The organism is Bacillus sp. LB7, from assembly GCF_030449715.1.
In the GTDB taxonomy this organism is placed as follows: domain Bacteria; phylum Bacillota; class Bacilli; order Bacillales; family Bacillaceae; genus Bacillus; species Bacillus paralicheniformis.
Genome location: NZ_JASGCA010000010.1, coordinates 100969 through 127042, shown reverse-complemented (window position 1 = coordinate 127042; position 26074 = coordinate 100969). Strand labels below are relative to the sequence as shown.

Below are 26074 nucleotides of genomic sequence, written 5' to 3'. Positions count from 1 at the left end.
ATATTTATTTTTGAAAATAGACGAAGATGAGGGACGGCATCATCCTGTATGCCAGCATCCACCTACACCCCATTCATACGTCCCAGAACGTTCGACAGCCAGATTCATTCTGATAACCCTTTTTAAGAGAAGGGTTTTTTTCATTGAGGCACGTTTTCATGAAATATGTATAGTATAGAAATCAATAGGGACAATAATTAAAACAGATGTGTGAACATTCGCGCGAATCTTGTCGATGAATTGATTCTTAACAGTTGAATAAACATTTTAACCCTGTTACAATAAGGAATGTAAGCAGGAGCAATTTTTTTTGGCTGAGGTGGGACGTTTTCAGTCACTATGGGACATTATTTGTCCAGGACGAGATGAAAGGAACATTTTGGCATGAATCAACTAATACAGGCTCAAAAAAAATTATTGCCGGATCTTCTCGATGTCATGCAGAAAAGGTACAAAATTTTGCAGTACATAAGGCTCACTGAACCGATCGGCAGAAGAAGCCTTGCCGCCAGTCTCGGCATCAGCGAGCGGATTTTAAGGGCGGAGGTTCAGTTTTTAAAAGAACAAAATCTACTAGAGATTAAAACAACCGGCATGATATTGACACTTGAAGGATCCAACCTGCTGAAAGTTCTCGAAGATACGATGAAGGACGTTTTAGGTTTAACCCATTTGGAAAATACATTAAAAGAGAGGTTGAATCTCGACGAAGTCATCATTGTATCGGGAGACAGCGACCAGTCCCCATGGGTCAAAAAAGAGATGGGGAGAGCGGCCGTCGCATGCATGAAAAGCAGGTTTACGGGGGAAAATATCGTCGCCGTAACCGGAGGTACGACACTTGAGGCCGTGGCAGAAATGATGACGCCTGACTCGAAAAACCGCAAGCTGCTTTTTGTTCCGGCAAGAGGCGGGCTCGGTGAAAACGTCAGGAATCAGGCCAATACGATTTGCGCCCATATGGCCGAGAAAGCTTCCGGTACATACAGACTGTTATTTGTGCCGGGTCAGCTGAGCAAAGAAGCATATTCTTCTATCATTGAGGAACCTTCTATTAAAGAAGTGCTTCAGACAATTCAATCGTCCAGTATGGTGATCCATGGAATCGGGGATGCTAAAACAATGGCAGAACGAAGAAATACACCGAAGGAAGATTTGAAGAAAATAGAAGAAAATGAGGCAGTTGCAGAAGCGTTCGGCTACTATTTCGACCGCCACGGAGAAGTCATTCACAAAGTGCACAGCGTAGGCATCCAGCTCGAAGATCTTGATTCGATCCCGAACATCATTGCGGTGGCGGGAGGCTCGTCAAAAGCTGACGCGATAGAGGCGTACTTCAAAAAGCCGCGCAACACGGTTTTGATCACTGATGAAGGAGCCGCGAAACAGTTATTAAGGGAAGCTTCTTCCCTCAATATAAATTAAATATCTCTTATTTACTTAAAGGAGGAAATCATCATGGCAGTAAAAGTCGGTATTAATGGTTTTGGTCGTATTGGACGCAATGTATTCCGCGCAGCATTAAATAATCCTGAAGTTGAGGTTGTAGCAGTTAACGATTTGACAGACGCTAACATGCTTGCTCACCTATTACAATATGATTCAGTTCACGGAAAATTGGACGCAGAGGTTTCTGTTGACGGAAACAACCTAGTTGTTAACGGTCAAACAATCCAAGTTACAGCAGAGCGCGATCCTTCTAAACTTAGCTGGGGAGAGCAAGGCGTTGAAATCGTAGTTGAATCTACTGGTTTCTTCACAAAACGCGCAGACGCTGCGAAACACTTGGAAGCCGGTGCGAAAAAAGTTATCATCTCAGCTCCAGCGAGTGAAGAAGATATTACAATCGTTATGGGTGTTAACGAAGATAAATACGATGCGGCTAACCACGATGTTATCTCTAACGCATCTTGCACAACAAACTGCCTTGCGCCGTTTGCAAAAGTTCTGAACGACAAATTCGGCATCAAACGCGGTATGATGACAACAGTTCACTCTTACACAAACGATCAGCAAATCCTGGATCTTCCGCACAAAGACTACCGTCGTGCGCGTGCGGCAGCTGAAAGCATCATTCCTACAACAACTGGTGCAGCGAAAGCCGTTTCTCTTGTACTTCCTGAATTGAAAGGAAAACTGAACGGCGGAGCAATGCGTGTTCCAACACCAAACGTATCACTTGTTGACCTGGTTGCTGAACTTGACAAAGAAGTAACAGCAGAAGAAGTAAACGCAGCGTTTAAAGAAGCAGCAGAAGGCGAACTTCAAGGCGTTCTTGGCTACAGCGAAGAGCCGCTTGTTTCTAAAGACTACAACGGCAATGCAAACTCTTCTACAATCGATGCTCTTTCTACAATGGTTATGGAAGGCAGCATGGTTAAAGTTATTTCTTGGTATGACAACGAAAGCGGATATTCTCACCGTGTAGTTGACCTTGCCGCTTACATCGCAAAACAAGGTCTTTAATCCGGAAACCAGAATCAGACTTGGTTCTTGATGAGAGAAGCGCTATAATGAAAGCGGACAAGGGAAGGGGACACACACTCCCTTTCCCTTTTTCCATATCGGCGCCAATTAAGCCGCCCGGGGATTTCCGTTTTCAGGCTTGTAAAACATTAAAAGGAGGATCTCCTAAAAGCCATGAATAAAAAATCAGTAAAAGACATTGATGTAAAAGGCCGTGTTGTTTTCTGCCGTGTTGACTTTAACGTTCCGATGAAGGACGGAAAAGTGACGGATGATACGAGAATCCGCGCCGCACTTCCGACGATTCAATACTTAACAGAGCAGGGAGCGAAAGTTCTTCTTGCAAGCCACTTGGGCCGTCCGAAAGGCCAGGTTTCAGAAGAGCTTCGCTTAACGCCGGTAGCCGCACGCCTCGGCGAACTGATCGGCAAAGAAGTGAAAAAAGCGGATGAAGCTTACGGCGACGCCGTAAAAGCGCAAATTTCCGAAATGAAAGACGGAGATATTCTCGTATTGGAAAATGTCCGCTTCTATCCGGGAGAAGAAAAGAATGATCCCGAGCTGTCTAAAGCGTTTGCCGACCTGGCTGACGTTTATGTCAATGACGCATTCGGAGCGGCTCACCGCGCCCATGCTTCAACAGCAGGTATCGCTGAACACCTTCCGGCTGTTGCAGGCTTCCTCATGGAAAAAGAGCTTGAAGTACTGGGCAAAGCATTGTCAAACCCTGAACGTCCGTTTACAGCGATCATCGGCGGCGCAAAAGTAAAAGACAAAATCGGCGTGATCGAAAGTCTTCTTGAGAAAGTAGACAACCTGATCATCGGCGGCGGTCTTGCTTACACGTTCGTCAAAGCGCTCGGCCATGAAGTAGGAAAATCCCTGCTTGAAGAAGATAAAATTGAATTGGCTAAATCTTTCATGGACCGCGCCAAAGAAAAAGGCGTGAACTTCTACATGCCTACAGACGTACTTGTTGCTGACGATTTCTCAAACGACGCCAACACGAAAATCGTGCCGGTCAGCGAAATCCCTAGCGACTGGGAAGCGCTTGACATCGGGGAGGAAACAAGAAAAACATATGCTGACGTCATTAAAAACAGCAAGCTTGTTGTTTGGAACGGACCGATGGGCGTATTCGAACTCGATGCGTTCGCTAAAGGAACAAAAGCTGTCGCTGAAGCTTTAGCAGAGGCAAAAGATACATACTCTGTCATCGGCGGCGGAGACTCTGCGGCTGCTGTAGAAAAGTTCGGTCTTGCTGACAAAATGAGCCACATTTCAACAGGCGGCGGAGCTTCCCTTGAGTTTATGGAAGGAAAAGAACTTCCTGGCGTCAAAGCATTGAACGACAAGTAAGCAAAATATACAGCATAAGGAGTGGAGCACATGAGAAAACCAATTATAGCCGGTAACTGGAAGATGAATAAAGTGCTTTCAGAAGCTGTCAGCTTCGTTGAAGAAGTGAAATCTTCCATTCCCGCAGCAGATAAAGCAGAAGCTGTTGTCTGTGCGCCTGCACTGTTCCTTGAAAAGCTTGCATCAGCTGTTAAAGGTACAGATCTGAAAGTCGGCGCGCAAAACATGCACTTTGAAGAAAGCGGTGCTTTCACGGGTGAAATCAGCCCTGCGGCTTTGAAAGACCTCGGAGTTGAATACTGCGTCATCGGCCACTCCGAGCGCCGCGAAATGTTTGCTGAAACGGATGAAACGGTCAACAAAAAAGCGCATGCTGCATTCAAATACGGCATCGTGCCGATCATCTGCGTAGGTGAAACGCTTGAAGAGCGCGAAGCAAACAAAACAAACGAGCTTGTTGCAGACCAAGTGAAAAAAGCACTTGCAGGTTTAACAACTGAACAGGTAGCTGCTTCCGTGATCGCTTATGAGCCGATCTGGGCGATTGGAACCGGCAAATCTTCAACTGCACAAGATGCAAACGAAGTATGCGCGCACATCCGCAAAACCGTTGCATCAGAATTCGGACAAGCTGCAGCAGACAGCGTCCGCATTCAGTACGGCGGAAGCGTAAAACCTGCGAACATCAAAGAATATATGGCCGAATCCGATATCGACGGCGCTCTTGTTGGCGGAGCAAGCCTTGAGCCGCAGTCTTTCGTGCAATTACTGGAGGCAGGTCAATATGAGTAATAAATTGGCCGCACTCATCATTTTGGATGGGTTTGGACTAAGGGACGAAACAGTCGGAAACGCCGTAGCCCAAGCGAAAAAACCGAACTTTGACCGCTATTGGAACAAGTATCCGCATCAGACGCTGACAGCTTCAGGCGAAGCGGTCGGACTTCCCGAAGGACAAATGGGAAACTCTGAAGTCGGCCACTTGAACATCGGCGCTGGACGAATCGTCTATCAAAGCCTGACGCGCGTCAACGTCGCAATCCGCGAAGGCGAATTTGAGCGGAACGAAACGTTTTTGGACGCGATGAAGCACGCCAAAGAAAAAGGCACAAACCTCCACTTGTTCGGACTGCTGTCTGACGGCGGAGTTCACAGCCATATTCACCATTTATACGCACTCTTGAAGCTTGCGAAAAAAGAAGGCGTTGAAAACGTCTATATTCACGGCTTCCTTGACGGCCGCGATGTAGGCCCGCAAACAGCTGAGAAGTACATCAAAGAGCTTCAGGAGCAAATCGAAGAAATCGGCGTCGGCGAGATCGCAACATTGTCAGGCCGCTATTATTCAATGGACCGAGACAAGCGCTGGGACCGCGTCGAAAAAGCATACCGCGCCATGGCATACGGAGAAGGACCGAAATATGAAAATCCGCTCGATGTCGTGAAAGATTCTTATGAAAACGGAATTTATGATGAATTCGTCATTCCTTCCGTCATCACGAAAGAAAACGGCGAGCCTGTTGCGACAATCAAGGACAACGATGCGGTCATTTTCTACAATTTCAGACCTGACCGGGCGATCCAGATTTCCAACACGTTCACCAATGATGACTTCCGCGACTTCGACCGCGGAGACAAGCATCCGAAAAACCTTCATTTCGTTTGCTTGACACATTTCAGTGAAACGGTTGACGGATACGTGGCATTCAAACCGGTCAATCTCGACAACACAGTCGGCGAAGTTTTATCCCAAAACGGGCTGAAGCAGCTTCGCATCGCTGAAACTGAAAAATATCCGCACGTCACATTCTTTATGAGCGGCGGACGCGAAGAGAAATTCCCGGGCGAAGAGCGAATCTTAATCGACTCGCCTAAAGTTGCAACATATGACTTGAAACCTGAAATGAGCGCATATGAAGTAAAAGATGCGCTTGTCAAAGAAATTGAGGCTGAAAACCATAACGCGATCATCCTCAACTTTGCCAACCCTGACATGGTCGGACATTCAGGAAAAGTCGAGCCGACCGTCAAAGCAATCGAAGCGGTTGACGAGTGCCTCGGTGAAGTCGTTGATGCGATTCTTGCAAAAGGCGGCCACGCGATTATTACGGCCGACCACGGTAACGCAGACGTGCTGATTACCGAAGAAGGCAAGCCGCACACCGCACATACGACAAATCCGGTTCCTGTCATCGTCACAAAAGAAGGTGTGACATTAAGAGAAGGCGGAATCCTCGGGGATCTGGCGCCAACTCTTTTAGACTTGCTGGGTGTTGAAAAACCGAAAGAAATGACAGGATCGTCATTAATTCAAAAATAAGCTTTAAAGGAGAGAAACAAACATGCCATACATTGTTGATGTTTATGCACGTGAAGTATTAGACTCCCGCGGTAACCCGACGGTTGAAGTTGAAGTATACACTGAATCAGGAGCTTTTGGACGCGCGCTTGTACCAAGCGGAGCTTCCACTGGTGAATACGAAGCTGTTGAGCTTCGCGACGGCGACAAAGACCGCTACCTTGGAAAAGGCGTTTTAACAGCCGTTAACAACGTGAACGAAATCATCGCACCTGAGCTTATCGGCTTTGATGTGACAGAGCAAGTATCAATCGACAAATTGCTGATCGAACTTGACGGAACTGAAAATAAAGGCAAGCTCGGCGCCAACGCCATCCTTGGCGTATCAATGGCCGTTGCCCGCGCAGCTGCGGATTTCTTACAGATTCCTCTATACCAATACCTTGGAGGATTCAACTCTAAAACGCTCCCAGTACCGATGATGAACATCGTAAACGGCGGAGAGCATGCGGACAACAACGTTGACATTCAAGAATTCATGATCATGCCTGTCGGTGCGGAAAACTTCCGCGAAGCACTTCGCATGGGAGCACAAATTTTCCACAGCCTGAAATCAGTTCTTTCTGCTAAAGGAATGAACACTGCTGTAGGTGATGAAGGCGGATTCGCTCCAAACCTTGGTTCTAACGAAGAAGCGCTACAAACAATCGTTGAAGCGATCGAAAAAGCCGGCTTCAAACCTGGCGAAGAAGTGAAATTGGCTATGGATGCTGCATCTTCTGAGTTCTACAACAAAGAAGACGGCAAATACCATCTGTCTGGCGAAGGCGTTGTGAAAACATCTGCTGAAATGGTTGACTGGTACGAAGAAATGGTTTCTAAATACCCAATCATCTCAATCGAAGACGGACTTGACGAAAACGACTGGGAAGGCCACAAACTTCTGACTGAGCGCCTTGGCTCAAAAGTTCAGCTTGTCGGTGATGACCTTTTCGTTACAAACACGAAAAAACTTGCTGAAGGTATCAAAAACGGCGTCGGCAACTCTATCCTGATCAAAGTAAACCAAATCGGTACATTGACTGAAACATTCGATGCGATCGAAATGGCGAAACGCGCAGGCTACACTGCTGTTATCTCTCACCGTTCCGGTGAAACTGAAGACAGCACAATCGCTGACATCGCTGTGGCAACAAACGCAGGACAAATCAAAACAGGTGCTCCGTCTCGTACGGACCGTGTTGCGAAATACAACCAGCTTCTTCGCATCGAAGATCAGTTGGCTGAAACTGCTCAATACCACGGTATTCAATCTTTCTACAACTTGAATAAGTAAGCATAAAAAAGAGCTTGGCTGCTGATGCGGCCAAGCTCTTTTATGTGTGAAAGCTGAATTTTCATTACCCTGACAAGAGCTGTCAGGGTTTTTGATTATAATAGGCTGTATCAATTGCGATTGGAGTGTTATTGAATGCAGTCGAAAACAGTTTATCTTTATGCATTTCCTACAATGTCAGATTGGGAATATGGATATTTAATGGCCGAACTGAACTCGGGAAGATATTTCAAAAAAGATGCAGCATCTTTAAAAGTCATGACAATAGGAGTGACTAAAGAAATGGTGAAGACGATGGGAGGGCTGCGCATCAAACCGGATATCTCACTTGATGAGTGGACGCTTGAGTGTACGGATCTTTTAATCTTACCCGGAGGGAATACTTGGGGAGAAGAGATTCATCAGCCGATCTTAAAAAAGGCCGGCGAAGCTTTAGAGCTTGGCGCGATGGTTGCCGCAATTTGCGGCGCAACTGCGGGACTAGCGAATAACGGATACTTGAATTCAAGAAAGCATACAAGCAATGACCTGGCATATATGAAAATGGTCTGTCCTCATTATAAAGGAGAACCATTTTATGAGATGGAACCAGCGGTATCTGATGGGAATCTGGTTACTGCATCAGGAACGGCTCCTCTTGAATTCGCAAGGGAAGTGCTGAAAAAATTAGACGTGTTTGCACCGGATACATTGGATTCATGGTATCGGCTCAATAAGACCGGCCAACCTGAATATTTCTTCACGTTAATGAACTCGATCAATAAATAGCTGAAAGACTATGAGCAGAGTCATGCTTTAGACGCTGGCGGAGCATTTTTTTCGGTGGAAAATCTGAATTTCCTGAGGGAAAAAGGTTTTTTATTCTTTGTTTAACACTCTGGTTGATATGGTATAATTCACCTCGTATAAAAAGTTTTGCTCACTCAAGGGAAGTCTTGCTCATCCCCTTCTGAAAGGGGGTGATAAAAATGACAGCATATGAAACAATCTCTTTAATGATTGCTTTTGGCATGCTGATTGCCATGTTGTCAAAGAACAAAGAAAAATAGACCGCCCCTTGAGCCTGGAAAGTGATAGGGAGTGGTCTATTTTAGATCAATCTGAGCAAGCCCCTTCGAAGGGCCGGCTTTTTGTACAAGCCGAAGTGTTGGAGCACTTCGGTCTTTTTATTAGTATATGCATCATGCTTCCTGAGATTACATCTATATCATAAGGAATTTTCATTCATTTGTAAATGGTGATAGCAAATTGTTGTTTTCATGAATCGGAAAGGGATTTTCTGCACCATTTTATCTAGCACTGTTTACAACCTTGGACTCCAACAGCCCTTCAGCCTAAGAAAAAGTCCACCCGTTATCCCAGATTTTTCACAGGTTTCAGCAACCAGGCGGGAAGAAAACCGCTAATGCCAATGATCAAAAAACCAATGATCGACAGCAGCGCAATCGCGATGGAAGAGAGCGCTTGCTGAAGGCTGTAAGCCGCGCAGGAAAGCAGCACGCCTAATCCTAAGGTGACGAGGAAGACCTTTTGATTTGTAAAAAACAACGTTTCAGATCTTTTGAATTTGAGATAAATTAAAGGAAGACCTGCATAGCATCCTATAATAAGGGTGAATAACATCGCTAAAATAAACTGAAGTATGGCTGAAACATTGACTCCGAACATTTCTCCAAATGAAACGGACCAACTGCTTAACATCACAAATCCTAAAAGATAGAGAATGGATAAGGTCAAATTTTTCATTTAAATCCCTCCACTTGAAAATATACACTATAAGTATTCAGAAGTAAAAGCGGAATAATTATCTTAGTGTTTGAACTAAAAAACTATTGTTTTATTAAGAAAAAATAGTTGAATGGAGTTTCATGGTATTAAAAGAATTTTTGGGAGAATATGCTATAATTAACTTATACATTTAAGGAGCTGTTTAATTTGAAACAATATAAAGGGGATGGCGCGGTATTTCTTGTAATAGGTTTTTGTTTAGGGCTTTTCCTTGGAGTCGTTTTTAATATTTTATCGTATGGTCTTTCTATAGGAATAATGCTTGGATCGTTAATAGATCTTTCTTTTTATATTCGATACAAAAAGATAAACAATAAATAGAGGTGATCTTTTAATTAAACATCTATGCCACGTACAGGATTCTAACTATTTGGCTGTCAAGATGAGAGTACTGTTAAATATTCTATTTGGTTATTTTTTTGACAAAGCATAAAAAATAAATCATACATACTACATTCAATGGACTTAAATGTGTTGGACATTATGTATCACTTTATGATTTTTTTACTTATCTTCAAAATAAAAGTAACACCCTTGCGTCTTTTAAGCGAGGGTGTTATTTAATTGCTCTACATTTTAAACTGAGAAATCTTTTCTTGAAGGTCCTGCGCTATAACCGCCAGGTCTTCTGATGCTTTGGCGATTTCTGCCGTAATCGATGACTGCTCCTCTGTTAAAGCGGATGAATTGTTTACGTTTTCGCTTGTGTTCACTGAATAATCGTGCACTTGTTTGACGATATCGTGCATTTGTTTTGTATGTTCTTCAACAGCTTGGATATCATCTTTGATAAGCTGAATATTTGCTGTCACATCATGGATAGATTGATGGATGCTTGTAAAAGACTGCCCCGTTTGTTTGACTTTTTCGATGCCTGTATGTGCAGCTTGCTGGCTGTCTTTCATCGATTCGACTGAATGGGTTATCCCGTCTTGTATTGAGTGGATGGTAGCTGAAATATCAGTCGAAGCATTTTTTGTTTCCTCGGCAAGCTTGCGGTCTTCCTCAGCCACGACGGCGAACCCTTTTCCTGATTCACCAGCTCTCGCCGATTCCACTGGATAATCCCACCTGTGAAACAGCTCAAAAATGGTCTTCAGCATAATCCAAAGCAGATTTATAGGAATTTCATATTGACTTTAGGTTAATTCATTATATAATCTAATTGATAATGAAAATCATTTGAGAAAAGGGGATACAACAAATCATGAAACGTTTTAAATGGTTTGCGCTGTTCGCTGCGCTTTTCCTTGTATTAGCCGCCTGTGGAAATCAAGATAAAGAACAAGCTGCGGAGAAGAACGACAGTAAAGATTCCTATACTGTAAAGCACGCAATGGGAACAGCGACAATTGACGGTACTCCGAAAAAAGTCGTCGTGCTGACGAATGAAGCGACAGAAGCAGTGCTCGCCCTTGGCGTTAAACCTGTCGGCGCCGTTCAATCCTGGCTGGGAGATCCATGGTATGATCATATTAAAGATAAAATGAAAGGCGTAGAGAACGTTGGAACGGAAGCTGCGCCGAATATTGAAAAAATCGCGAGCCTGAAGCCTGACCTCATCATCGGCAACAAAATCCGCCAAGAAGAAGTGTACGACAAGCTGAAAGCCATCGCGCCGACCGTATTTGCCGAGACATTGTCAGGGGAATGGAAAAACAACTTTAAGCTGACAGCCGAGGCGCTCAATAAAAAAGCGGAAGGCGAAACAGTCATCGCTGACTTTGACAAGCGTGTTGAAGACATTCATGATAAGCTCGGCGATAAAGTGAAGCAAAAAGTCTCTCTCGTCCGCTTTACAGATGCCGATGCCCGCATCTATCACAAAGGATCATTTGCCGGAACGATTTTGGATCAGCTCGGTTTTGCAAGGCCTAAAGGCCAGGAAGCCAACGATCTCGGACAAATGAAAGTGACAAAAGAGCAAATTCCTGATATGGATGGAGACGTGCTTTTTTATTTCACGTATGAGACAGGCGATGACAAAGCAAGCGCCATTGAGAAAGACTATATCAACGACCCGCTCTTTAAAAACTTAAGCGTCTCTAAAAAAGGAAACGTCCATAAAGTGAGCGATGCCGTCTGGAATACAGCAGGAGGCGTCCTTGCAGCGAATCTGATGCTTGATGATATCGAAAAGTACTTTTTAAAATAATTAAAAAAAGTCAAACGGATCTGCATTCGTTTGGCTTTTTTTGATGCTGCCTTAAGATTAACTCCCTTCTTACGATAAATATAGTATAAAATGACTAACAGGGTTTATGTTCGATAGGAGGAAAGTCATGAATTTTTGCAAGGAATGTGGAAGGGAACGAACAAAAAATGCGCTGTATTGCAAGCATTGCGGCGCGCGGGCGGACGAGGAACGAGCTTCCGACCCGGCGGCGGGATATCAGCGTGCGATGACGCGAAAAAGAATCATCATCATGGCGGCAATCACGGCCTGCTTGATTTTATTGTTTGCCGGCTATAAAACCGGTGAAGCACTCACTTCAAAGGAAAAACTGATTTCCGATTTTGAAGCTGCCCTCGATCAGAAAGATGCCAAGAAAGCAGCAAAACTGCTTCAATCATCAGACGTGGATCTGGCTGTCACGGAGAAAAACGTCAAGCCGCTCCTCGATTATTTGAAAGAACATCCGGATGAAGAAATAGAATTGATCTCATCCTTAAAGAGCGGTGCCGGCCATCCATTAATGACGATCGAAAAAAAGGGCAGACGTTTTTGGATCTATGACCGCTATGTCTTGAACACGGCGCCTGTCTATTTAACGGTTAAGACAAACTATAAAGATACCGGCCTGTTTGTTAACGGCGAGAAGGTCATCACAACAGAAAAAGAAAACTTCGAGAAAAAAATCGGCCCGTTTGTCCCCGGTATTTACGAGGTGAAAGCAAAGCTGAAAAGCGGAATCGCCGACCTTGAAAAAGCGGAAAAGGTCACTGCCCTCCAAGGTGATGTGAAGGTTAATGCGGACCTTGACGGGCACATGGCAAAGCTCGTCTTTGGAGAAGGCTATGAAAACTTGAAAGGAACGCTCTGGATCAATGATCAGGAGATGAAGATCAACCCGTTCAAAGGAACTGAATTCGGACCCGTGCTGACTGACGGTTCAATGACTGCTGCGGTTGAGGCGCAATTTCCGTGGGGGAAGCTGAAAAGCGAAAAAACGCCGATTGAAAGCGGGGAAATCGAAGTCAATCTTGCTTCAGACAAGGAATTTATGGATGAGATGATGACCATGGTCGTCAGTCATACAAAAGAAGCAGCAAAGGCCTTTGCAAGCGGCGATGTCAGCGGCATGACACTGGCCGCGCCGTCTTATCAAACGAGCCTGAAAGAGGTCACGGACGGGCTGAAAAGCAGCAGCACCTACTATAAAGGCACCTACTTATCTACCGTATTCGATCTTGATTCGTTTCGGCTGTACAAAGAAGACGGGCAATGGAAAACAGAGGTCAAAGGGATTGAAAAGCACAAATCGGCTTATTATGACGACTACAGTGCCCCTGAACTGGAAGAAAACGACAACGGCTATACGTACACACTGGTCTATTCAGAAGGCAAGAAAAAATGGTTCGTCGAAAAAAGCGATCCTGAAGCCGTTATCAATATCGAACATCAAAAAGAAATCAAAAATGACAATCCGAAGGAATACACATCGGCATGGGCTTCGGCAAAAGGAGCTGTGAACAATGCATCAGCAGGTGAAGAGCTCACTGATCAAAAGGTAGCTTCCGCCATTGAAACGTATTTATACGGTCTTCAAGACGCCATCAACACAAACAATTTCGACCTGGTCCGCGCCAGCTTGAAACAAGGAAGTCCGCTGTACAACGATCAAAAGAAACTTGTCGCTAAACTGCACAACAGCGGGACAGAGGAGGAAGTCGTCCAATTCAGCGTTAACAGCTGGAAGCAAAACGGGCGGGAGGCAACGATTCAGACAACGGAAAAAATCAATATTATCAAAGGCGGAAAAGAACAACTCAAAACCTACAAGTGGACTTACCATGCTGTTGTAGAAGGCGGGAAGTTACTTTTGACCTCAATAGAATAGTATAGTAAAGCAGATATAAGGGAATTGTATTTTAAAAAGATCAGGCTGTTGTATAAATAAGATGACACGAAAAAATTAATTGCGGACAGGATGGCATGTCAGTTTTGCTTGTAGAGAAAGCACTGTCTTCTCTGCAAGCTTTTATTTTATCTAGAAGGAATAACCCCAAATAAAATAATATACATCTTGGCTGGAACTTGCCTAAATCAGAACCATTTTTTGTGAGGATTGTGATCTACTTTAAACCCTAAATAATGAAAAACAATTAAAGAACACCATCAATAGTATCCATAAACTTAAAAAAGAGCTGTTGAAAGAAGGATTTTTAAGTCAATCGACGAAAATGTTATTCAATCAACAAGATGATGAAGTGCAAAATTAACGATGAGACATTTTTAATCCAGAAAGCAGGTGTAAAAGATGAAGGCCAAGCTTTGCATGGTATCCATTAAAGCAACAGATATGAAAGAGGCGAAGAAGTTTTATTGTGAAAAAATGAATTTCAATCTAGAAAAAGAGTATGGAGAGAATATCATTGAATTAAATGTAAATGGCTTTCCAATCATTCTTGAGAAAGCTTCGAAACCGAATACCTTAGAGTATGGAGAAAATTCACAAGTCGTACTTGGATTACAAACCGATGATCTTAATAAGGACTTAGATCATCTGAAAAAAAACGGTGTGAAAGTTTTGTACGAAGAACCGCAAAAATGTCCGCCGGGTCATTATACTGTCATTGTGGATCCGTTTGGTAATAAAATTGAGCTGCTTGAATTCTCCAAACCGATGGCATAACGGTTGTAGAATGCATACAACGTTCTTCATTTGCCATCAAATTCAAAACAGCGCCTCATCGACATCGCCAGTCTTTTCATCGGGGAATTTGAATAAATACATAAAACAGGCCGGTTTATCATAATCCGACCTGTTTTGGTGTAAACCCCTTTTTCCCTTGAGTCCTCTAAAACAACCGCCCTAAAATAGAGCCTCCGATCCTTCCGAAATATTCAAGAAACAAATCTCCCATGATCCGCACAGACATAAAGGTCAGCAAATAGACGATCAGCGTCGCGTAAATCGTATCAACAGAGCCTGCCGCTTTTTCGTGGTAGCTCAAGATGACAGCCGGCGGAATTAAAAAGGCGATACCGCAAAGGGCAAAGAAAAGAACGTATACAAACAAACCCGTTTGCATGAATGATAAGAGCAACGCGGCGAGCAGAAGCGCGACGAAAGGAATAAGAACCGTTCCGAACCGTCCGAGCACTTCTTTAAATGTCGCTTGCACACCTCGAATGCGCACACCTGCGTATGTAAAAACAAATAATAAGAAAATATAAATAGCAAAGGTAAAAGCGGGCTTGACGACGATATCAAAAAATGTCGGCATTGCGTAGGATCGGCCGAATAATCCGGAATAGTCCCCCAGGGAGTCAAAAAAGCCTTTGAGACCGAAATAAAACATTAGCGGCACTGTAAGCGCAAAGATCACCATTGTGATGATGCTGTTGAGGACGTGCTGTTCCCCCGCGTTTTTCATTTCGGTATACGGTCGTTTCAATACCTTTAAACAAAAGGAAAAGTACATGGAAGACGCTTGTTTTGCTGCCTCCGTATACCTCGCCGCCTGCGGCGTTTCAGCGGGACCCTTGCTGTCATCTACGCCGCCGGCCAAGCTTGTCCCGCACTGCTCGCAAAATTTTCCGCCATCTGTCTGATGGCCGCACTTTGAACATGTCATAAAACTAAAATCTCCTTTGAAATAGTTATTTTATCCTATAAAAAATTATTATAAAGGAAAGTGCCGCAAGATGACATTGTTTTTGAAAGTTTAATCGGTCAACGTCAGAGGTAAAAATCGATTACCCGCATTTTTTTAATGAGAAAGGAGTGGCAAACTGTGTTTGCTTTTATCATCCATGTTTTTGTATCATTGTTCGCCGTCACAAATCCGATCGGCAATGTTCCGATCTTTTTGGCGCTCACAGAAGGCTACGAAGCAAAAGAACGCACCGCATTGGCGAGAAAGGCTGCGATTTTATCGTTTTTGATTCTGATCGCGTTTCTCATATTCGGAGAATTCATCTTCAGGCTTTTTGACATCAACATCCATGCGTTGCGAGTTGCCGGCGGTATTTTTATTTTCGGAATTGCCTACAACCTGCTGAACGCGAAGCAGTCTCATTTGTTCAGTCGCTCCATCATGATGAGCACCGCGAGAGCAAGGAAAAAGAGGATATCTCGGTGACGCCGCTCAGCATTCCGATCATTTCGGGGCCCGGAACGATCGCAACGGTGATGAGCCTTTCGGCCGGCAGCCGCAGCCTCGTTCATTTTGGCGGTATGATCATCGGCATCGCCGCCGTCCTCCTGCTGACGTTTGCGGCTTTTCATTATTCGACGCTGATCAGCAACAAATTGGGGCAGACGGAAATGAATGTGATCACCCGGCTGATGGGCTTGATTTTGGCTGTCGTGGCGGTCGGCATGATCGGCACGGGTTTGAAAGGGATGTTTCCGGTTTTGGCGGGATGATTGGAGAAAAAGCAAAAAAAGCTGCTTCATTCTATGCAGCTTTTTTCGGTTTATGAAGGTTTCGGCACATGCTTGAAGATTTCTTCGCTTTCCAAAAACGCGATCAGATTGTCAAGCCACTCGCAGTAATCGATCCATTGTTTTGTTTCTGCCAGCAGCTCGTTGATTTTAGCTTCGGTTTCGGGTGAAATGCCTTCTTCCTCAAGGGCTTCCACCAGCTCTTTTCTAATTTTCTTTCCGATCATCCTGTTCTTTTTGACGACTTTGCTCCAGTTGGCCGTAAACAATGAAATAAACGTTTGATAATAATCTTGTTCGACATCGTACAGATCTTTGCGGACGCCTTTTTCAAAAACCTTTTCGGCGATATTTAAATCGAGCATTTCGCGGACGACCTGGCTCATTCTCGTTTTGCTCATGCCCGTTTCTTCTGACAGTTCATTTAAAGTCATCGGCTTTCTGTTCATATAGATGATCCCGAGCACGCGGCCGACAGTTGATGATATACCGTACGTATTCATGTTTTCCGCGATTTTTTCTATGAAATGTTCTTCCGCTTGTTTAATCGCCTTTAAAGCGTTTTCCTCCAAAGCACATCATCCCTTCGGGCAGCCAATTTTATTGTCAATATATCATAATTTTGTGAGCGGTTGAAAACACTAAAACGGCAGGAAAACAAAGAAATCAGCCGTAATTTTAAGAATAACCGGCAGATCGATGCCGTTAACATATATTTTTATGCCTTATATATATAATTTAAACACTTTGTAAACTTTTTATTTTATAAAGTGTATTTTATAATGAATGAGATGTTGAAATTTTTAAAAAACAGATGGAGGTGTGCGTTTTGCTGAAGCTAGAGAATGTATCGAAGGTTTATAAAGGCGGAAAAAAAGCGGTCAAGAACATTGACCTTGATATAGCAAAAGGTGAATTTATCGTCTTTATCGGACCGAGCGGCTGCGGGAAGACAACGACGATGAAAATGATCAACCGTTTAATTGAACCGACTTCAGGAAGCATTTACATCGACGGAGAAAACATAATGGATCAGGACCCGGTGGAGCTGCGCCGAAAAATCGGCTATGTCATTCAGCAAATCGGACTCTTTCCCCATATGACGATTCAGCAGAATATCACGCTCGTTCCAAGGCTTTTGAAATGGCCGGAAGAAAAACGGAAGAAGCGGGCGGAGGAACTGCTTCAGCTCGTTGATATGGGGCCGGAATATTTGAACCGCTATCCTCATGAACTAAGCGGCGGACAGCAGCAGAGAATCGGCGTGCTGCGGGCGCTTGCGGCGGAGCCGCCCCTGATTTTAATGGATGAACCGTTCGGAGCGCTGGACCCGATCACCCGTGATTCGCTTCAGGAAGAGTTCAAAAAGCTGCAGAAATCGCTGGACAAAACGATTGTCTTTGTGACCCATGATATGGATGAAGCGATCAAGCTTGCCGACAGAATTGTCATTCTTCGCGCCGGCGAGATTGTTCAAGTCGGAACGCCTGACGACATTTTGCGGAATCCGGCGGATGAATTCGTTGAGGAGTTCATCGGAAAAGACCGGCTTCTTCAGTCCCGTCCTGACATCGAGCATGTCGAACAAGTGATGAATCCGAATCCCGTTACGATTACGAGCGAGAAAAACCTGACTGAAGCGATTCAAGTGATGAGGGAGCGCCGCGTCGATTCACTGCTCGTCGTGGACGAACGCAATGTCTTAAAAGGATATATCGATGTTGAAATCATCGATCAGAACCGTAAAAAAGCCGTCACAGTCGGAGAGGTTGTCAATGAGAATGTTTACTCCGTTCAAAAAGGCACGCTCATCAGAGATACCGTCCGAAAAATTTTGAAAAGGGGATTCAAATATGTTCCCGTGCTTGATGAAGAAGGGCGCCTTGTCGGAATTGTCACAAGGGCAAACCTTGTCGACATCGTGTACGACTCGATTTGGGGAGATGAAGAAACCCTTGTCCAACGTTAAATGCAGGGAGGTGCATCAATTATGAATCAGATCGTCCAATTTCTCCAGCACAACGGCGGGGAAATGCTTTATAAAACATGGGAGCACTTATATATATCCATTTTTGCGGTGCTGCTCGGCATCATTGTCGCGGTTCCGCTCGGTGTCGTTTTAACGAGAATGAAAAAAGGGGCCGGCGCCGTGATCGGAATTGTCAATATCATTCAGACGCTGCCGAGTTTGGCGATATTGGCGTTTTTTATTCCGCTCCTCGGAGTGGGAAAAATTCCGGCGATTGTCGCGCTGTTTTTCTATTCAGTCCTACCGATTCTGAGAAACACTTACACGGGCGTAAAAGGCGTCAATCAAAATTTGCTTGAATCAGGAAAGGGAATCGGTATGACTGCATGGGAACAAATCCGCCTGGTCGAACTGCCGCTGTCCGTGCCGGTGATCATGGCAGGCATCCGGACATCCACCGTTTACTTAATCGGCTGGGCGACGCTCGCGGCTTTTATCGGCGGCGGCGGTCTCGGCGACTATATTTTTATCGGGCTCAACCTGTACCAGCCTGAGTACATTATCGCCGGAGCGGTGCCGGTTACGATACTGGCCATCTTGATCGACTATATGCTGTCGAAAACCGAAGACAAAGTCACGCCCCAAGGATTAAAAGGGATGAAGGAAGTATCATAAGGAGTGGGCTCTTATGCAAATAAAAAAACTGAGACGGCTCGGCGCCGTCATGCTGGTTCTCTCGCTTTTGATCAGCGGCTGTGCGCTGCCGGGTCTTGGCGGAGCTTCCGATAAAACGATCAAAATCGGGGCGCAAAACCTGACCGAATCCGAAATTCTTGCCAATATGATCTCGCTTTTGATCGAGCATGATACAGACCTCAATACGGTGCTTGTCAAAAACCTCGGCTCAAACTATGTGCAGCACCAGGCCATGCTCGGCGGAGACATCGATATTTCAGCGACGCGCTATTCGGGAACCGACCTGACCAGCACCCTTGGAAGGGAAGCGGAGAAAGACCCGGAAAAAGCGCTTCGCATCGTACAGCAGGACTTTAAAAAGAAATTCAACTACAAATGGTTCGATTCTTACGGATTTGACAATACGTACGCTTTTACAGTCACGAAAGAACTCGCTGAAAAAGGGAACTATGAAACCATATCCGATCTGAAAAAAGACGCGGATAAACTGAAGCTTGGCGTTGACAATGCCTGGCTGAAACGAAAAGGCGATGGATATCCGGGATTTAAACAAGAATACGGATTTTCATTCGGCTCGACCTTTCCGATGCAGATCGGACTTGTTTATGACGCCGTCAAAAACGGCAAAATGGATATCGTTCTTGCCTATTCAACAGACGGCAGGATCAAAGCCTATGATTTAAAGCTGTTAAAAGACGATAAACGCTTTTTTCCGCCGTATGACTGTTCGCCGGTCGTGCCGGAAAAAGTGCTCAAGGAACATCCAGAGCTTAAAGAGACCATCAATAAACTGATCGGAAAAATCGATACCGAAACGATGCAGGAGCTCAATTACGAAGTTGATGGAAAACTGAAAGAGCCTTCTGTCGTCGCGGCCGAGTTTTTAAAGAAGCACAATTATTTTGAGTAAAAGGAGGGGCTGACAAATGGAAGTGCTGCAACAGCTTTGGACGTATTACGCGCAAAACGGCGGCTATGTGCTGGGGGAATTTTACCGCCACTTTTTAATGTCGGCATACGGCGTATTGTTCGCCGCCGTCGTCGGCATCCCGGTTGGTATCTTGATCGCCAGATACCGGAAGATCAGCAAATGGGTCTTTTCCATCACCAATGTTATTCAAACGATTCCGGCGCTTGCGATGCTCGCCGTCTTGATGCTAGTTATGGGACTCGGCGCCAACACGGTGATTCTTTCATTGTTTTTGTATTCGCTTTTGCCGATCATTCGAAACACATATACGGGGATCGTCAGCATTGAGCACGCCTATCTGGAATCAGGGAAGGCTATGGGCATGACGAAATTTCAAGTGCTCCGGATGGTGGAGCTTCCGCTCGCCTTGTCGGTCATTATGGCAGGGCTCAGAACCGCGCTCGTCATCGCGATCGGCATCACGGCCATCGGCACGTTTGTCGGCGCAGGCGGCCTCGGGGACATCATTGTCAGGGGATCAAACGCGACGAACGGAACAGCGATCATTCTGGCAGGCGCGATCCCGACGGCGCTGATGGCGATCATCGCCGATCTGTTCATGGGCTGGCTCGAGCGTGCGCTGAGCCCGGTTAAGTATCGTAAAGGCAAGACGCCGAATCCGGATGCCGCTTAAATGGCAGCCGAAAAAAGCCGAATTTCTGCTAAAAAGAAATTCGGCTTTTTATGATTGGCGCTTTTTCGCTTCATTCACCAAAAAATGAAAGTACTGTTCGAGGCTGAGCAGGTCTTCGCGGGACAAACAGTCCCATTTTCCGGGCTCAAACAGCCACAGATCTTCGACGCCGTGCTTGGCCGCGATGTCCTGCATCGTGACATAGCCGCGCGGCTGTTCGCGAACCTCGTCAGCCCTCATATAACCGGCGATATCCATGAGCTGCTCGTACGGCATTTTAAGAGCATCGGCCAATTTTCTGATTGTCGCGGGCTTCGGAACGCCGCGGTGGCCGTTTTCGATTCTGGAAATGGCTGCGGCGCTCACACCGGCATAAATGGCAAGCTGATTAACCGACAGGCTTCTTTGTTCCCTCAGCTCTTTGAGCCGCTCGCCGAACATTGTCATCGCCATCCCCCCGCAAATTCATGATATGAACATTTTAATATAAATATTGACTAAAGGAAATACTTCGGCGGGAAAAACATTGACAAAAGTTAACATAAGGGATAAAATAACAGCAGGGTCGAAAACAGACGATAATGATAAAAAGGGGGGCGTGCGCTGCGGAGAAGGTATTCAGTTTTTGTTTCGGCTGCTTGCTTCCTGCACGAGAAAGTCGAAATATTTGTCCAGGTTTTCGATGTCTTTCTTTGAAAGCACCTTCCACTTTTCGCTGTCAAACAGAGAAAGGTCCTCTAAATCGTACTGTGAAACGATGTCGTAAATGGAATCGTAGCTGCTTCTTGCTTCCTGGACTGTAGACGCGCTGATATAGCCTGCAGATGCCATCAGTTCCTCATACGGAACTTTCAAAGCGTCCGCCAGTTTTCTGATCGTCGCCGGCTTCGGCACGCCGCGCTTTCCGTTTTCAATTCGCGAAATGCCGGCCGAACTGACGCCGGAATACATCGCCAGCTGATTGACGGTCAGTTTTTTCCGTTCTCTTAATTGTCGTAAATGGTATCCAAAGTTCGTCATGGCCAAAACCTCGCAATCTCTTATTATAAAATATTTTAGTACGAATATTGCCTATAGGAAACATATGGATGATAAAAGTATTGACAAAAGTTAACAAATCATTTATGTTCAATATAGACAAAAAGAAACGTAAGAGATTAGAAAGGGGAGTAATCATGGTAAAAAAGATTCATATCAAAAGAGATTTTGTTCTCCAGTATATGATTGAACACAATCTCTCCTTAAATCAGCTTGCCATTGAAATCGGCGTATCCCCGGCGACTCTGAGCAGAGTTTTAAATGGCGAAAGGAGGCCCGGACAGCTTGTGATCGGAAAGATGATTCAGTATTTCAACAAAAAATTTGAAGATCTCTTTTATTATAAAGATGTTGACAAATGTCAATGAATAAAGGAAAAAAGGAGGCTTTTCAAACGTGAAAAATACGGGAATTGTCCGGAGAATCGATGAGCTCGGCAGAGTCGTTCTCCCGGTCGAAATGCGCAGGGTGCTGAATATCAATGAAAAGGACCCGCTCGAAATATACACCGACGGAGAAAACATCATTTTGACAAAATACGCCGCCAACATGGCATGCTTGATGACCGGCGACATTACCACGAAAAATAAAACGTATGCGGGCGGCAAAATCGTACTCAGCCCGCGGGGAGCGGAAATGCTGCTGGAAGATATGATGGCGGCCTTGTCAGAAAAGTTATAAATGTGATTACATATTCCGCCTGATAAGGAGCATAGCCGCTCCTTTTTTTGTATACCTTATTCAGGCGCTGGGAAAAAATAAAAAAAGCTGTTCGAAACGCTCGTGACATGCGCTTGCTTTTCATGTAAAATAAAACTATTGTCAGCCAGTTTGTCTGGAGGTGTAGGTTATGGCCGCATTTTTAACGGTCTTATTAGTGATTGTAAGTATCGTACTGATCGTTGTCGTTTTACTGCAATCCGGCAAAAGCGCCGGATTATCAGGCGCGATTTCCGGCGGGGCCGAGCAGCTTTTCGGAAAGCAGAAAGCAAGAGGACTTGATTTGATTCTCCACCGGATGACGGTCGTTTTAACCGTGCTTTTCTTTTTCTTAACGATTGCGCTTGCTTACTTTGTATAAGACAATGAAGCATGAGGTCTGATGTTCAAGTCAGGCCTTTTTCCTATTTGCAGGTCTTTGTATGACGGGACCGGCCGATTGATAAAGTTTGTTTCAAGACTAAACGTGGAAGAATACATATGAAAAGGAGACAGTGAATCATGAAAATCGTCAAACCACAACCTTTCACATTTAAAGGCGGAAAAAAAGCCGTCCTGCTGCTGCACGGATTTACGGGCAACACGGCGGACGTGAGAATGCTCGGAAGATATTTGAATGAAAAAGGCTACACATGCCATGCGCCCCAATATAAAGGCCACGGCGTGCCTCCGGAAGAACTTCTCTCCACAGGTCCGGAAGACTGGTGGAAAGACGTCATGGACGGGTATGAATATCTGAAATCGGAAGGGTATGAACAAATCGCGGCTTGCGGTCTGTCTCTCGGAGGAGTTTTTTCATTGAAATTGGGTTACACTGTACCCATAAAGGGAATTGTTCCAATGTGCGCGCCGATGTATATCAAAAGCGAAGAGACGATGTACGAGGGTGTGCTTGAGTATGCCCGCAATTATAAGAAATTTGAAGGCAAGACAGCGGAACAGATTGACGCTGAGATGGAAGAATTCAAAAAAACGCCGATGAACACGTTGAAAGCACTGCAGGATTTGATTGCCGATGTCAGAGAGCATGTGGACATGATCTATTCGCCTACATTTGTCGTGCAGGCGCGCCACGATCATATGATTAATACGGACAGCGCGAACATCATCTACAATGAAGTTGAAACGGATGATAAGCAGCTGAAATGGTATGAAGAATCCGGTCATGCCATCACATTGGATAAAGAACGCGAAACACTGCACAAGGATGTGTATCAATTTTTAGAAACGCTGGATTGGCAGACATAAGGAGGTCTGGTTAGTGGAAAAAGAAGAATTTATGGATAAGCTTCTCTCCTTTATGAAAGAAGAAGCGTATAAACCTCTTACAGTTCAGGAACTGGAAGAGATGCTGGACATCACCGATTCTGACGAATACAAAGAGCTTGTCAAAGCTCTTGTTACCCTTGAAGAAAAAGGGCTTGTCGTCAGAACGAGAAGCAACCGCTACGGTTTGCCCGAAAAAATGAATTTGATCAAAGGGAAGGTGTCGGCGCACGCGAAAGGCTTCGCGTTTGTCCTCCCCGAAGATTCCTCGCTTGACGATGTCTTCATTCCGCCGTCTGAGCTGAACACGGCAATGAACGGAGATACCGTGCTTGTCCGCCTGAGTACGGAGTCCGGCGGTACAAAAAAAGAAGGGGCCATCATCCGCATCATTGAGCGCAGCATTCAGAAGATTGTCGGCACGTATACAGAGACGAAAAACTTCGGCTTCGTCATTCCCGACGATAAAAAAATCACGAATGACATCTTTATTCCGAAGCACGCCAAAAACGGCGCCGTTGAGGGGCACAAAGTCGTCGTCCGCCTGACAAGCTATCCTGAAGGCCGGATGAGTGCGGAAGGGGAAGTTATCGAGATTCTCGGCCACAAAAACGATCCCGGCATCGACATTCTTTCCATCATTCATAAGCACGGCCTCCCGGGAGACTTTCCGGCTGAGGCGATGGAACAAGCCGGCAATACGCCTGATACAATCGATGAAAAGGATCTTGAAAGCAGACGGGATCTGCGCGATCAAACGATCGTAACGATCGACGGCGCAGATGCCAAAGACTTGGACGATGCCGTTACCGTCACAAAACTCAAAAACGGCCATTATAAACTCGGCGTCCACATTGCCGATGTCAGCCATTATGTCACAGAAGGGTCTCCGATTGACCGGGAAGCGTATGAACGCGGTACGAGCGTCTATCTTGTCGACCGGGTGATTCCGATGATCCCGCACAGGCTGTCGAATGGAATCTGCTCTTTAAATCCGAAAGTCGACCGCTTGACTTTGTCGTGCGAAATGCTCATTAATCCTCAAGGGCAAGTCGTCGAGCACGAAATTTTTCAAAGTGTCATTAAAACGACCGAGCGGATGACTTATTCTGACGTGAACAAAATTTTAGTCGATGATGATGAAGAGCTGAAACAGAAGTATGAGACGCTTGTCCCGATGTTTAAAGACATGGAAGACTTGGCTGCGATTCTGCGCGGCAAGCGGATGGAACGCGGAGCCGTCGACTTTGACTTTAAGGAAGCGAAGGTTCTCGTCGACGAAGAAGGAAAAGCGAAGGACGTCGTCTTGAGAGAACGGTCGACAGCAGAAAAGCTGATTGAAGAATTTATGCTTGTCGCCAATGAAACGGTCGCCGAGCACTTTCATTGGATGAATGTTCCGTTTATTTACCGGATTCACGAAGATCCGGATCAGGAAAAGCTGCAGAGATTTTTGGAGTTCGTTACGACATTCGGCTATGTCGTCAAAGGGACGGCGGGAAGCATCCATCCGAAAGCGCTGCAAAGCGTGCTTGAAGAAGTCAGGGACCGTCCTGAAGAAGCCGTGATTTCGACGGTTATGCTCAGATCGATGAAACAGGCGAAATACGATCCGCAAAGCCTCGGACACTTCGGCTTGTCGACTGAATTCTACACGCATTTCACGTCACCGATTCGCCGCTATCCTGACTTGATCGTCCACAGGCTGATTAGGACGTATTTGATTCAGGGCAAGACAGACGAAGCGACAAGGGAGAAATGGGCCGAGAAACTGCCTGAGATCGCCGAGCATACGTCAAATATGGAACGCAATGCTGTAGATGCAGAGCGGGAAACGGATGATCTGAAAAAAACCGAATTTATGCTGGATAAGATCGGTGAAGAATTTGACGGCGTCATCAGCTCCGTCACGAACTTCGGCATGTTCGTCGAGCTGCCGAACACGATCGAAGGGCTTGTCCACGTCAGCTTTATGACGGACGATTTTTACCGTTATGATGAACAGCACTATGCGATGATCGGCGAGCGTACGGGCAACGTCTACCGGATCGGAGATGAGATTACGGTCCGCGTCGTTGACGTCAATAAAGACGAACGGAACATCGATTTTGAAATCGTCGGCATGAAAGGCTCCCGCCGCCGGCAGAAGCCGGAGCCAAAACAGAAAAAGGGTCCAAAAAAGGAAGCTCCATCGGCTGACAAAGGGGAATGGTTCACCAAGCCGAAAAAGAAAAAAGTAAAGAAAAAACGCGGTTTTCAAAACGCGCCGAAACAAAAACGCAAGAAAAAGAAAAAATAGACGGCACACGTCAAAAAAAGGGCGGCGAAATTGTAAGACGAACGTTCATTTGATAGAATAATACGTATTCGCCGCCCTTTCGAATGTGAGATTGAAGGCGGGAGGAGGTTGCCGTATGCCAAAGGGAGAAGGGAAGGTTGTTTCCCAAAATAAAAAAGCAAATCACGATTATTTTATAGAAGAAACATACGAAACAGGCATCGTGCTTCAAGGTACGGAAATCAAGTCCATACGCGCCGGACGGGTGAATTTAAAGGACGCGTTCGCCAAAATTGAACGCGGAGAAGTGTTCCTTCACAATATGCACATCAGCCCGTATGAGCAGGGGAACCGCTATAACCATGATCCGTTGCGGACGAGAAAGCTTTTGATGCACCGCAAGCAGATCAATAAATTGATCGGTTTGACGAAAGAGCAGGGATACTCGCTCGTACCGCTCAAGATTTATTTGAAGAACGGCTTTGCGAAAGTGCTGCTCGGACTCGGAAAAGGGAAGAAGAAATTCGACAAACGCGAAGACTTAAAGCGCAAAGACGCCAAACGCGAAATCGAAAGAGCATTCCGCGACAGGCAAAAAGGCTTGATCTAAAGCCAGAACCCATGTTATCCTATATGAACGT

General features: G+C 45.4%; 26 protein-coding genes and 3 pseudogenes. 22 read left to right on the top strand and 7 right to left on the bottom strand.

What is annotated here, in order from left to right; genetic code table 11:
• Positions 1–22 precede the first annotated feature (22 nt).
• Positions 23–108, bottom strand: a pseudogene (locus QMZ64_RS23345) (hypothetical protein); the annotation flags it as partial.
• Positions 109–384: 276 nt separating this feature from the next.
• Here QMZ64_RS23345 and QMZ64_RS14410 point away from each other — a divergent pair.
• The 8 genes from QMZ64_RS14410 (at position 385) to QMZ64_RS14375 (ending at position 8509) form a co-directional block, all read left to right on the top strand.
• Positions 385–1425: a sugar-binding transcriptional regulator gene (locus QMZ64_RS14410; RefSeq protein WP_065644303.1), complete on the top strand. Its 1041-nt coding sequence runs from the start codon at positions 385–387 to the stop codon at positions 1423–1425.
• 33 nt (positions 1426–1458) lie between these two features.
• On the top strand, positions 1459–2466 hold the full coding sequence (gap, locus tag QMZ64_RS14405) for a type I glyceraldehyde-3-phosphate dehydrogenase (protein WP_043925535.1): 1008 nt from the start codon (positions 1459–1461) through the stop codon (positions 2464–2466).
• A gap of 174 nt (positions 2467–2640) precedes the next feature.
• Entirely contained in the window at positions 2641–3825 is a 1185-nt protein-coding gene (locus QMZ64_RS14400; protein ID WP_243942069.1) for a phosphoglycerate kinase, read from the top strand.
• 30 nt (positions 3826–3855) lie between these two features.
• Positions 3856–4617 (top strand): triose-phosphate isomerase, encoded by a 762-nt coding sequence (tpiA, locus tag QMZ64_RS14395; RefSeq protein WP_020453003.1) that lies wholly within the window; start codon positions 3856–3858, stop codon positions 4615–4617.
• Positions 4610–6145, top strand: coding sequence for a 2,3-bisphosphoglycerate-independent phosphoglycerate mutase (gene gpmI, locus QMZ64_RS14390; RefSeq protein WP_152846490.1), 1536 nt, complete (start codon positions 4610–4612; stop codon positions 6143–6145). Before tpiA ends, gpmI begins: the two co-directional genes overlap by 8 nt.
• 22 nt (positions 6146–6167) lie before the next feature.
• The gene (gene eno, locus QMZ64_RS14385; protein ID WP_020453001.1) at positions 6168–7460 is read left to right on the top strand and encodes a phosphopyruvate hydratase; all 1293 of its coding nucleotides are present in this window, start codon (positions 6168–6170) and stop codon (positions 7458–7460) included.
• Positions 7461–7595: 135 nt separating this feature from the next.
• Positions 7596–8228, top strand: coding sequence for a type 1 glutamine amidotransferase family protein (locus QMZ64_RS14380; protein WP_265625630.1), 633 nt, complete (start codon positions 7596–7598; stop codon positions 8226–8228).
• 200 nt (positions 8229–8428) lie between these two features.
• Entirely contained in the window at positions 8429–8509 is an 81-nt protein-coding gene (locus tag QMZ64_RS14375) for a putative holin-like toxin (RefSeq protein ID WP_095292191.1), read from the top strand.
• A 304-nt stretch (positions 8510–8813) separates the two neighbouring features.
• On the opposite strand, the gene QMZ64_RS14370 is transcribed toward QMZ64_RS14375, so the two are convergent.
• The gene (locus QMZ64_RS14370) at positions 8814–9206 is read right to left on the bottom strand and encodes a hypothetical protein (RefSeq protein ID WP_243942073.1); all 393 of its coding nucleotides are present in this window, start codon (positions 9204–9206) and stop codon (positions 8814–8816) included.
• Positions 9207–9817: 611 nt separating this feature from the next.
• Positions 9818–10306 (bottom strand): annotated as a pseudogene (locus tag QMZ64_RS14365) (methyl-accepting chemotaxis protein); the annotation flags it as partial.
• Positions 10307–10455: 149 nt separating this feature from the next.
• Here QMZ64_RS14365 and QMZ64_RS14360 point away from each other — a divergent pair.
• From QMZ64_RS14360 to QMZ64_RS14350, 3 genes are all read left to right on the top strand, one after another.
• Positions 10456–11403 (top strand): ABC transporter substrate-binding protein, encoded by a 948-nt coding sequence (locus QMZ64_RS14360; RefSeq protein WP_243942078.1) that lies wholly within the window; start codon positions 10456–10458, stop codon positions 11401–11403.
• Between the two features lie 127 nt (positions 11404–11530).
• The gene (locus tag QMZ64_RS14355) at positions 11531–13309 is read left to right on the top strand and encodes a zinc ribbon domain-containing protein (RefSeq protein ID WP_265625632.1); all 1779 of its coding nucleotides are present in this window, start codon (positions 11531–11533) and stop codon (positions 13307–13309) included.
• Between the two features lie 420 nt (positions 13310–13729).
• Entirely contained in the window at positions 13730–14104 is a 375-nt protein-coding gene (locus tag QMZ64_RS14350; RefSeq protein ID WP_265625633.1) for a VOC family protein, read from the top strand.
• A 166-nt stretch (positions 14105–14270) separates the two neighbouring features.
• On the opposite strand, the gene QMZ64_RS14345 is transcribed toward QMZ64_RS14350, so the two are convergent.
• A complete protein-coding gene (locus QMZ64_RS14345; RefSeq protein ID WP_265625634.1) occupies positions 14271–15050 on the bottom strand; it encodes a zinc ribbon domain-containing protein in 780 nt (259 codons plus the stop codon).
• A 138-nt stretch (positions 15051–15188) separates the two neighbouring features.
• Here QMZ64_RS14345 and QMZ64_RS14340 point away from each other — a divergent pair.
• Positions 15189–15844, top strand: a pseudogene (locus QMZ64_RS14340) (NAAT family transporter).
• A 50-nt stretch (positions 15845–15894) separates the two neighbouring features.
• Here the strand turns inward: QMZ64_RS14340 and QMZ64_RS14335 are convergent.
• Entirely contained in the window at positions 15895–16434 is a 540-nt protein-coding gene (locus QMZ64_RS14335; protein ID WP_265625635.1) for a GbsR/MarR family transcriptional regulator, read from the bottom strand.
• Between the two features lie 257 nt (positions 16435–16691).
• Between QMZ64_RS14335 and QMZ64_RS14330 the strand changes: the two genes are divergently transcribed.
• From QMZ64_RS14330 to QMZ64_RS14315, 4 genes are read left to right on the top strand one after another with little or no spacing between them, the layout of a single operon-like run.
• Complete coding sequence (locus QMZ64_RS14330) at positions 16692–17831, top strand: betaine/proline/choline family ABC transporter ATP-binding protein (protein ID WP_265625636.1); 1140 nt, start codon at positions 16692–16694, stop codon at positions 17829–17831.
• Between the two features lie 21 nt (positions 17832–17852).
• Positions 17853–18506: an ABC transporter permease gene (locus tag QMZ64_RS14325; protein ID WP_265625637.1), complete on the top strand. Its 654-nt coding sequence runs from the start codon at positions 17853–17855 to the stop codon at positions 18504–18506.
• A 13-nt stretch (positions 18507–18519) separates the two neighbouring features.
• Complete coding sequence (locus QMZ64_RS14320) at positions 18520–19437, top strand: osmoprotectant ABC transporter substrate-binding protein (protein WP_409365378.1); 918 nt, start codon at positions 18520–18522, stop codon at positions 19435–19437.
• A gap of 16 nt (positions 19438–19453) precedes the next feature.
• A complete protein-coding gene (locus tag QMZ64_RS14315) occupies positions 19454–20131 on the top strand; it encodes an ABC transporter permease (RefSeq protein WP_265625638.1) in 678 nt (225 codons plus the stop codon).
• Positions 20132–20179: 48 nt separating this feature from the next.
• Here QMZ64_RS14315 and QMZ64_RS14310 read toward each other — a convergent pair whose 3' ends face one another.
• Positions 20180–20578: a helix-turn-helix domain-containing protein gene (locus QMZ64_RS14310; protein WP_265625639.1), complete on the bottom strand. Its 399-nt coding sequence runs from the start codon at positions 20576–20578 to the stop codon at positions 20180–20182.
• 171 nt (positions 20579–20749) lie between these two features.
• Positions 20750–21151: a transcriptional regulator gene (locus tag QMZ64_RS14305; protein WP_020452987.1), complete on the bottom strand. Its 402-nt coding sequence runs from the start codon at positions 21149–21151 to the stop codon at positions 20750–20752.
• A gap of 152 nt (positions 21152–21303) precedes the next feature.
• On the opposite strand from QMZ64_RS14305, the gene QMZ64_RS14300 reads away from it, so the two are divergent.
• The 6 genes from QMZ64_RS14300 (at position 21304) to smpB (ending at position 26043) form a co-directional block, all read left to right on the top strand.
• Complete coding sequence (locus QMZ64_RS14300; protein WP_164470226.1) at positions 21304–21537, top strand: helix-turn-helix domain-containing protein; 234 nt, start codon at positions 21304–21306, stop codon at positions 21535–21537.
• A gap of 28 nt (positions 21538–21565) precedes the next feature.
• On the top strand, positions 21566–21850 hold the full coding sequence (locus tag QMZ64_RS14295; RefSeq protein WP_105979765.1) for an AbrB/MazE/SpoVT family DNA-binding domain-containing protein: 285 nt from the start codon (positions 21566–21568) through the stop codon (positions 21848–21850).
• A 169-nt stretch (positions 21851–22019) separates the two neighbouring features.
• Positions 22020–22250 carry a preprotein translocase subunit SecG gene (gene secG, locus QMZ64_RS14290; protein ID WP_003185418.1) on the top strand — a complete coding sequence of 77 codons (231 nt, stop codon included), beginning with the start codon at positions 22020–22022 and terminating at the stop codon, positions 22248–22250.
• Between the two features lie 140 nt (positions 22251–22390).
• Positions 22391–23137, top strand: coding sequence for an alpha/beta hydrolase (locus QMZ64_RS14285; RefSeq protein WP_075751411.1), 747 nt, complete (start codon positions 22391–22393; stop codon positions 23135–23137).
• Positions 23138–23150: 13 nt separating this feature from the next.
• On the top strand, positions 23151–25454 hold the full coding sequence (gene rnr / locus QMZ64_RS14280; RefSeq protein ID WP_265625640.1) for a ribonuclease R: 2304 nt from the start codon (positions 23151–23153) through the stop codon (positions 25452–25454).
• A gap of 115 nt (positions 25455–25569) precedes the next feature.
• Entirely contained in the window at positions 25570–26043 is a 474-nt protein-coding gene (smpB, locus tag QMZ64_RS14275; protein WP_009329604.1) for an SsrA-binding protein SmpB, read from the top strand.
• Positions 26044–26074: the final 31 nt, after the last annotated feature.

What these genes read in the sequence shown, in the direction of transcription:
- QMZ64_RS14370 (WP_243942073.1), bottom strand. Translation starts at nt 9,206, where the DNA reads ATGAAAAATTTGACCTTATCCATTCTCTATCTTTTAGGATTTGTGATG.
- smpB (WP_009329604.1), top strand. Translation starts at nt 25,570, where the DNA reads ATGCCAAAGGGAGAAGGGAAGGTTGTTTCCCAAAATAAAAAAGCAAAT.
- QMZ64_RS14285 (WP_075751411.1), top strand. Translation starts at nt 22,391, where the DNA reads ATGAAAATCGTCAAACCACAACCTTTCACATTTAAAGGCGGAAAAAAA.
- QMZ64_RS14350 (WP_265625633.1), top strand. Translation starts at nt 13,730, where the DNA reads ATGAAGGCCAAGCTTTGCATGGTATCCATTAAAGCAACAGATATGAAA.
- secG (WP_003185418.1), top strand. Translation starts at nt 22,020, where the DNA reads ATGGCCGCATTTTTAACGGTCTTATTAGTGATTGTAAGTATCGTACTG.
- QMZ64_RS14410 (WP_065644303.1), top strand. Translation starts at nt 385, where the DNA reads ATGAATCAACTAATACAGGCTCAAAAAAAATTATTGCCGGATCTTCTC.
- gpmI (WP_152846490.1), top strand. Translation starts at nt 4,610, where the DNA reads ATGAGTAATAAATTGGCCGCACTCATCATTTTGGATGGGTTTGGACTA.
- QMZ64_RS14320 (WP_409365378.1), top strand. Translation starts at nt 18,520, where the DNA reads ATGCAAATAAAAAAACTGAGACGGCTCGGCGCCGTCATGCTGGTTCTC.
- QMZ64_RS14380 (WP_265625630.1), top strand. Translation starts at nt 7,596, where the DNA reads ATGCAGTCGAAAACAGTTTATCTTTATGCATTTCCTACAATGTCAGAT.
- tpiA (WP_020453003.1), top strand. Translation starts at nt 3,856, where the DNA reads ATGAGAAAACCAATTATAGCCGGTAACTGGAAGATGAATAAAGTGCTT.
- QMZ64_RS14400 (WP_243942069.1), top strand. Translation starts at nt 2,641, where the DNA reads ATGAATAAAAAATCAGTAAAAGACATTGATGTAAAAGGCCGTGTTGTT.
- QMZ64_RS14375 (WP_095292191.1), top strand. Translation starts at nt 8,429, where the DNA reads ATGACAGCATATGAAACAATCTCTTTAATGATTGCTTTTGGCATGCTG.
- QMZ64_RS14325 (WP_265625637.1), top strand. Translation starts at nt 17,853, where the DNA reads ATGAATCAGATCGTCCAATTTCTCCAGCACAACGGCGGGGAAATGCTT.
- QMZ64_RS14305 (WP_020452987.1), bottom strand. Translation starts at nt 21,151, where the DNA reads ATGACGAACTTTGGATACCATTTACGACAATTAAGAGAACGGAAAAAA.
- QMZ64_RS14315 (WP_265625638.1), top strand. Translation starts at nt 19,454, where the DNA reads ATGGAAGTGCTGCAACAGCTTTGGACGTATTACGCGCAAAACGGCGGC.
- QMZ64_RS14345 (WP_265625634.1), bottom strand. Translation starts at nt 15,050, where the DNA reads ATGACATGTTCAAAGTGCGGCCATCAGACAGATGGCGGAAAATTTTGC.
- QMZ64_RS14310 (WP_265625639.1), bottom strand. Translation starts at nt 20,578, where the DNA reads ATGACAATGTTCGGCGAGCGGCTCAAAGAGCTGAGGGAACAAAGAAGC.
- eno (WP_020453001.1), top strand. Translation starts at nt 6,168, where the DNA reads ATGCCATACATTGTTGATGTTTATGCACGTGAAGTATTAGACTCCCGC.
- gap (WP_043925535.1), top strand. Translation starts at nt 1,459, where the DNA reads ATGGCAGTAAAAGTCGGTATTAATGGTTTTGGTCGTATTGGACGCAAT.
- QMZ64_RS14355 (WP_265625632.1), top strand. Translation starts at nt 11,531, where the DNA reads ATGAATTTTTGCAAGGAATGTGGAAGGGAACGAACAAAAAATGCGCTG.
- QMZ64_RS14360 (WP_243942078.1), top strand. Translation starts at nt 10,456, where the DNA reads ATGAAACGTTTTAAATGGTTTGCGCTGTTCGCTGCGCTTTTCCTTGTA.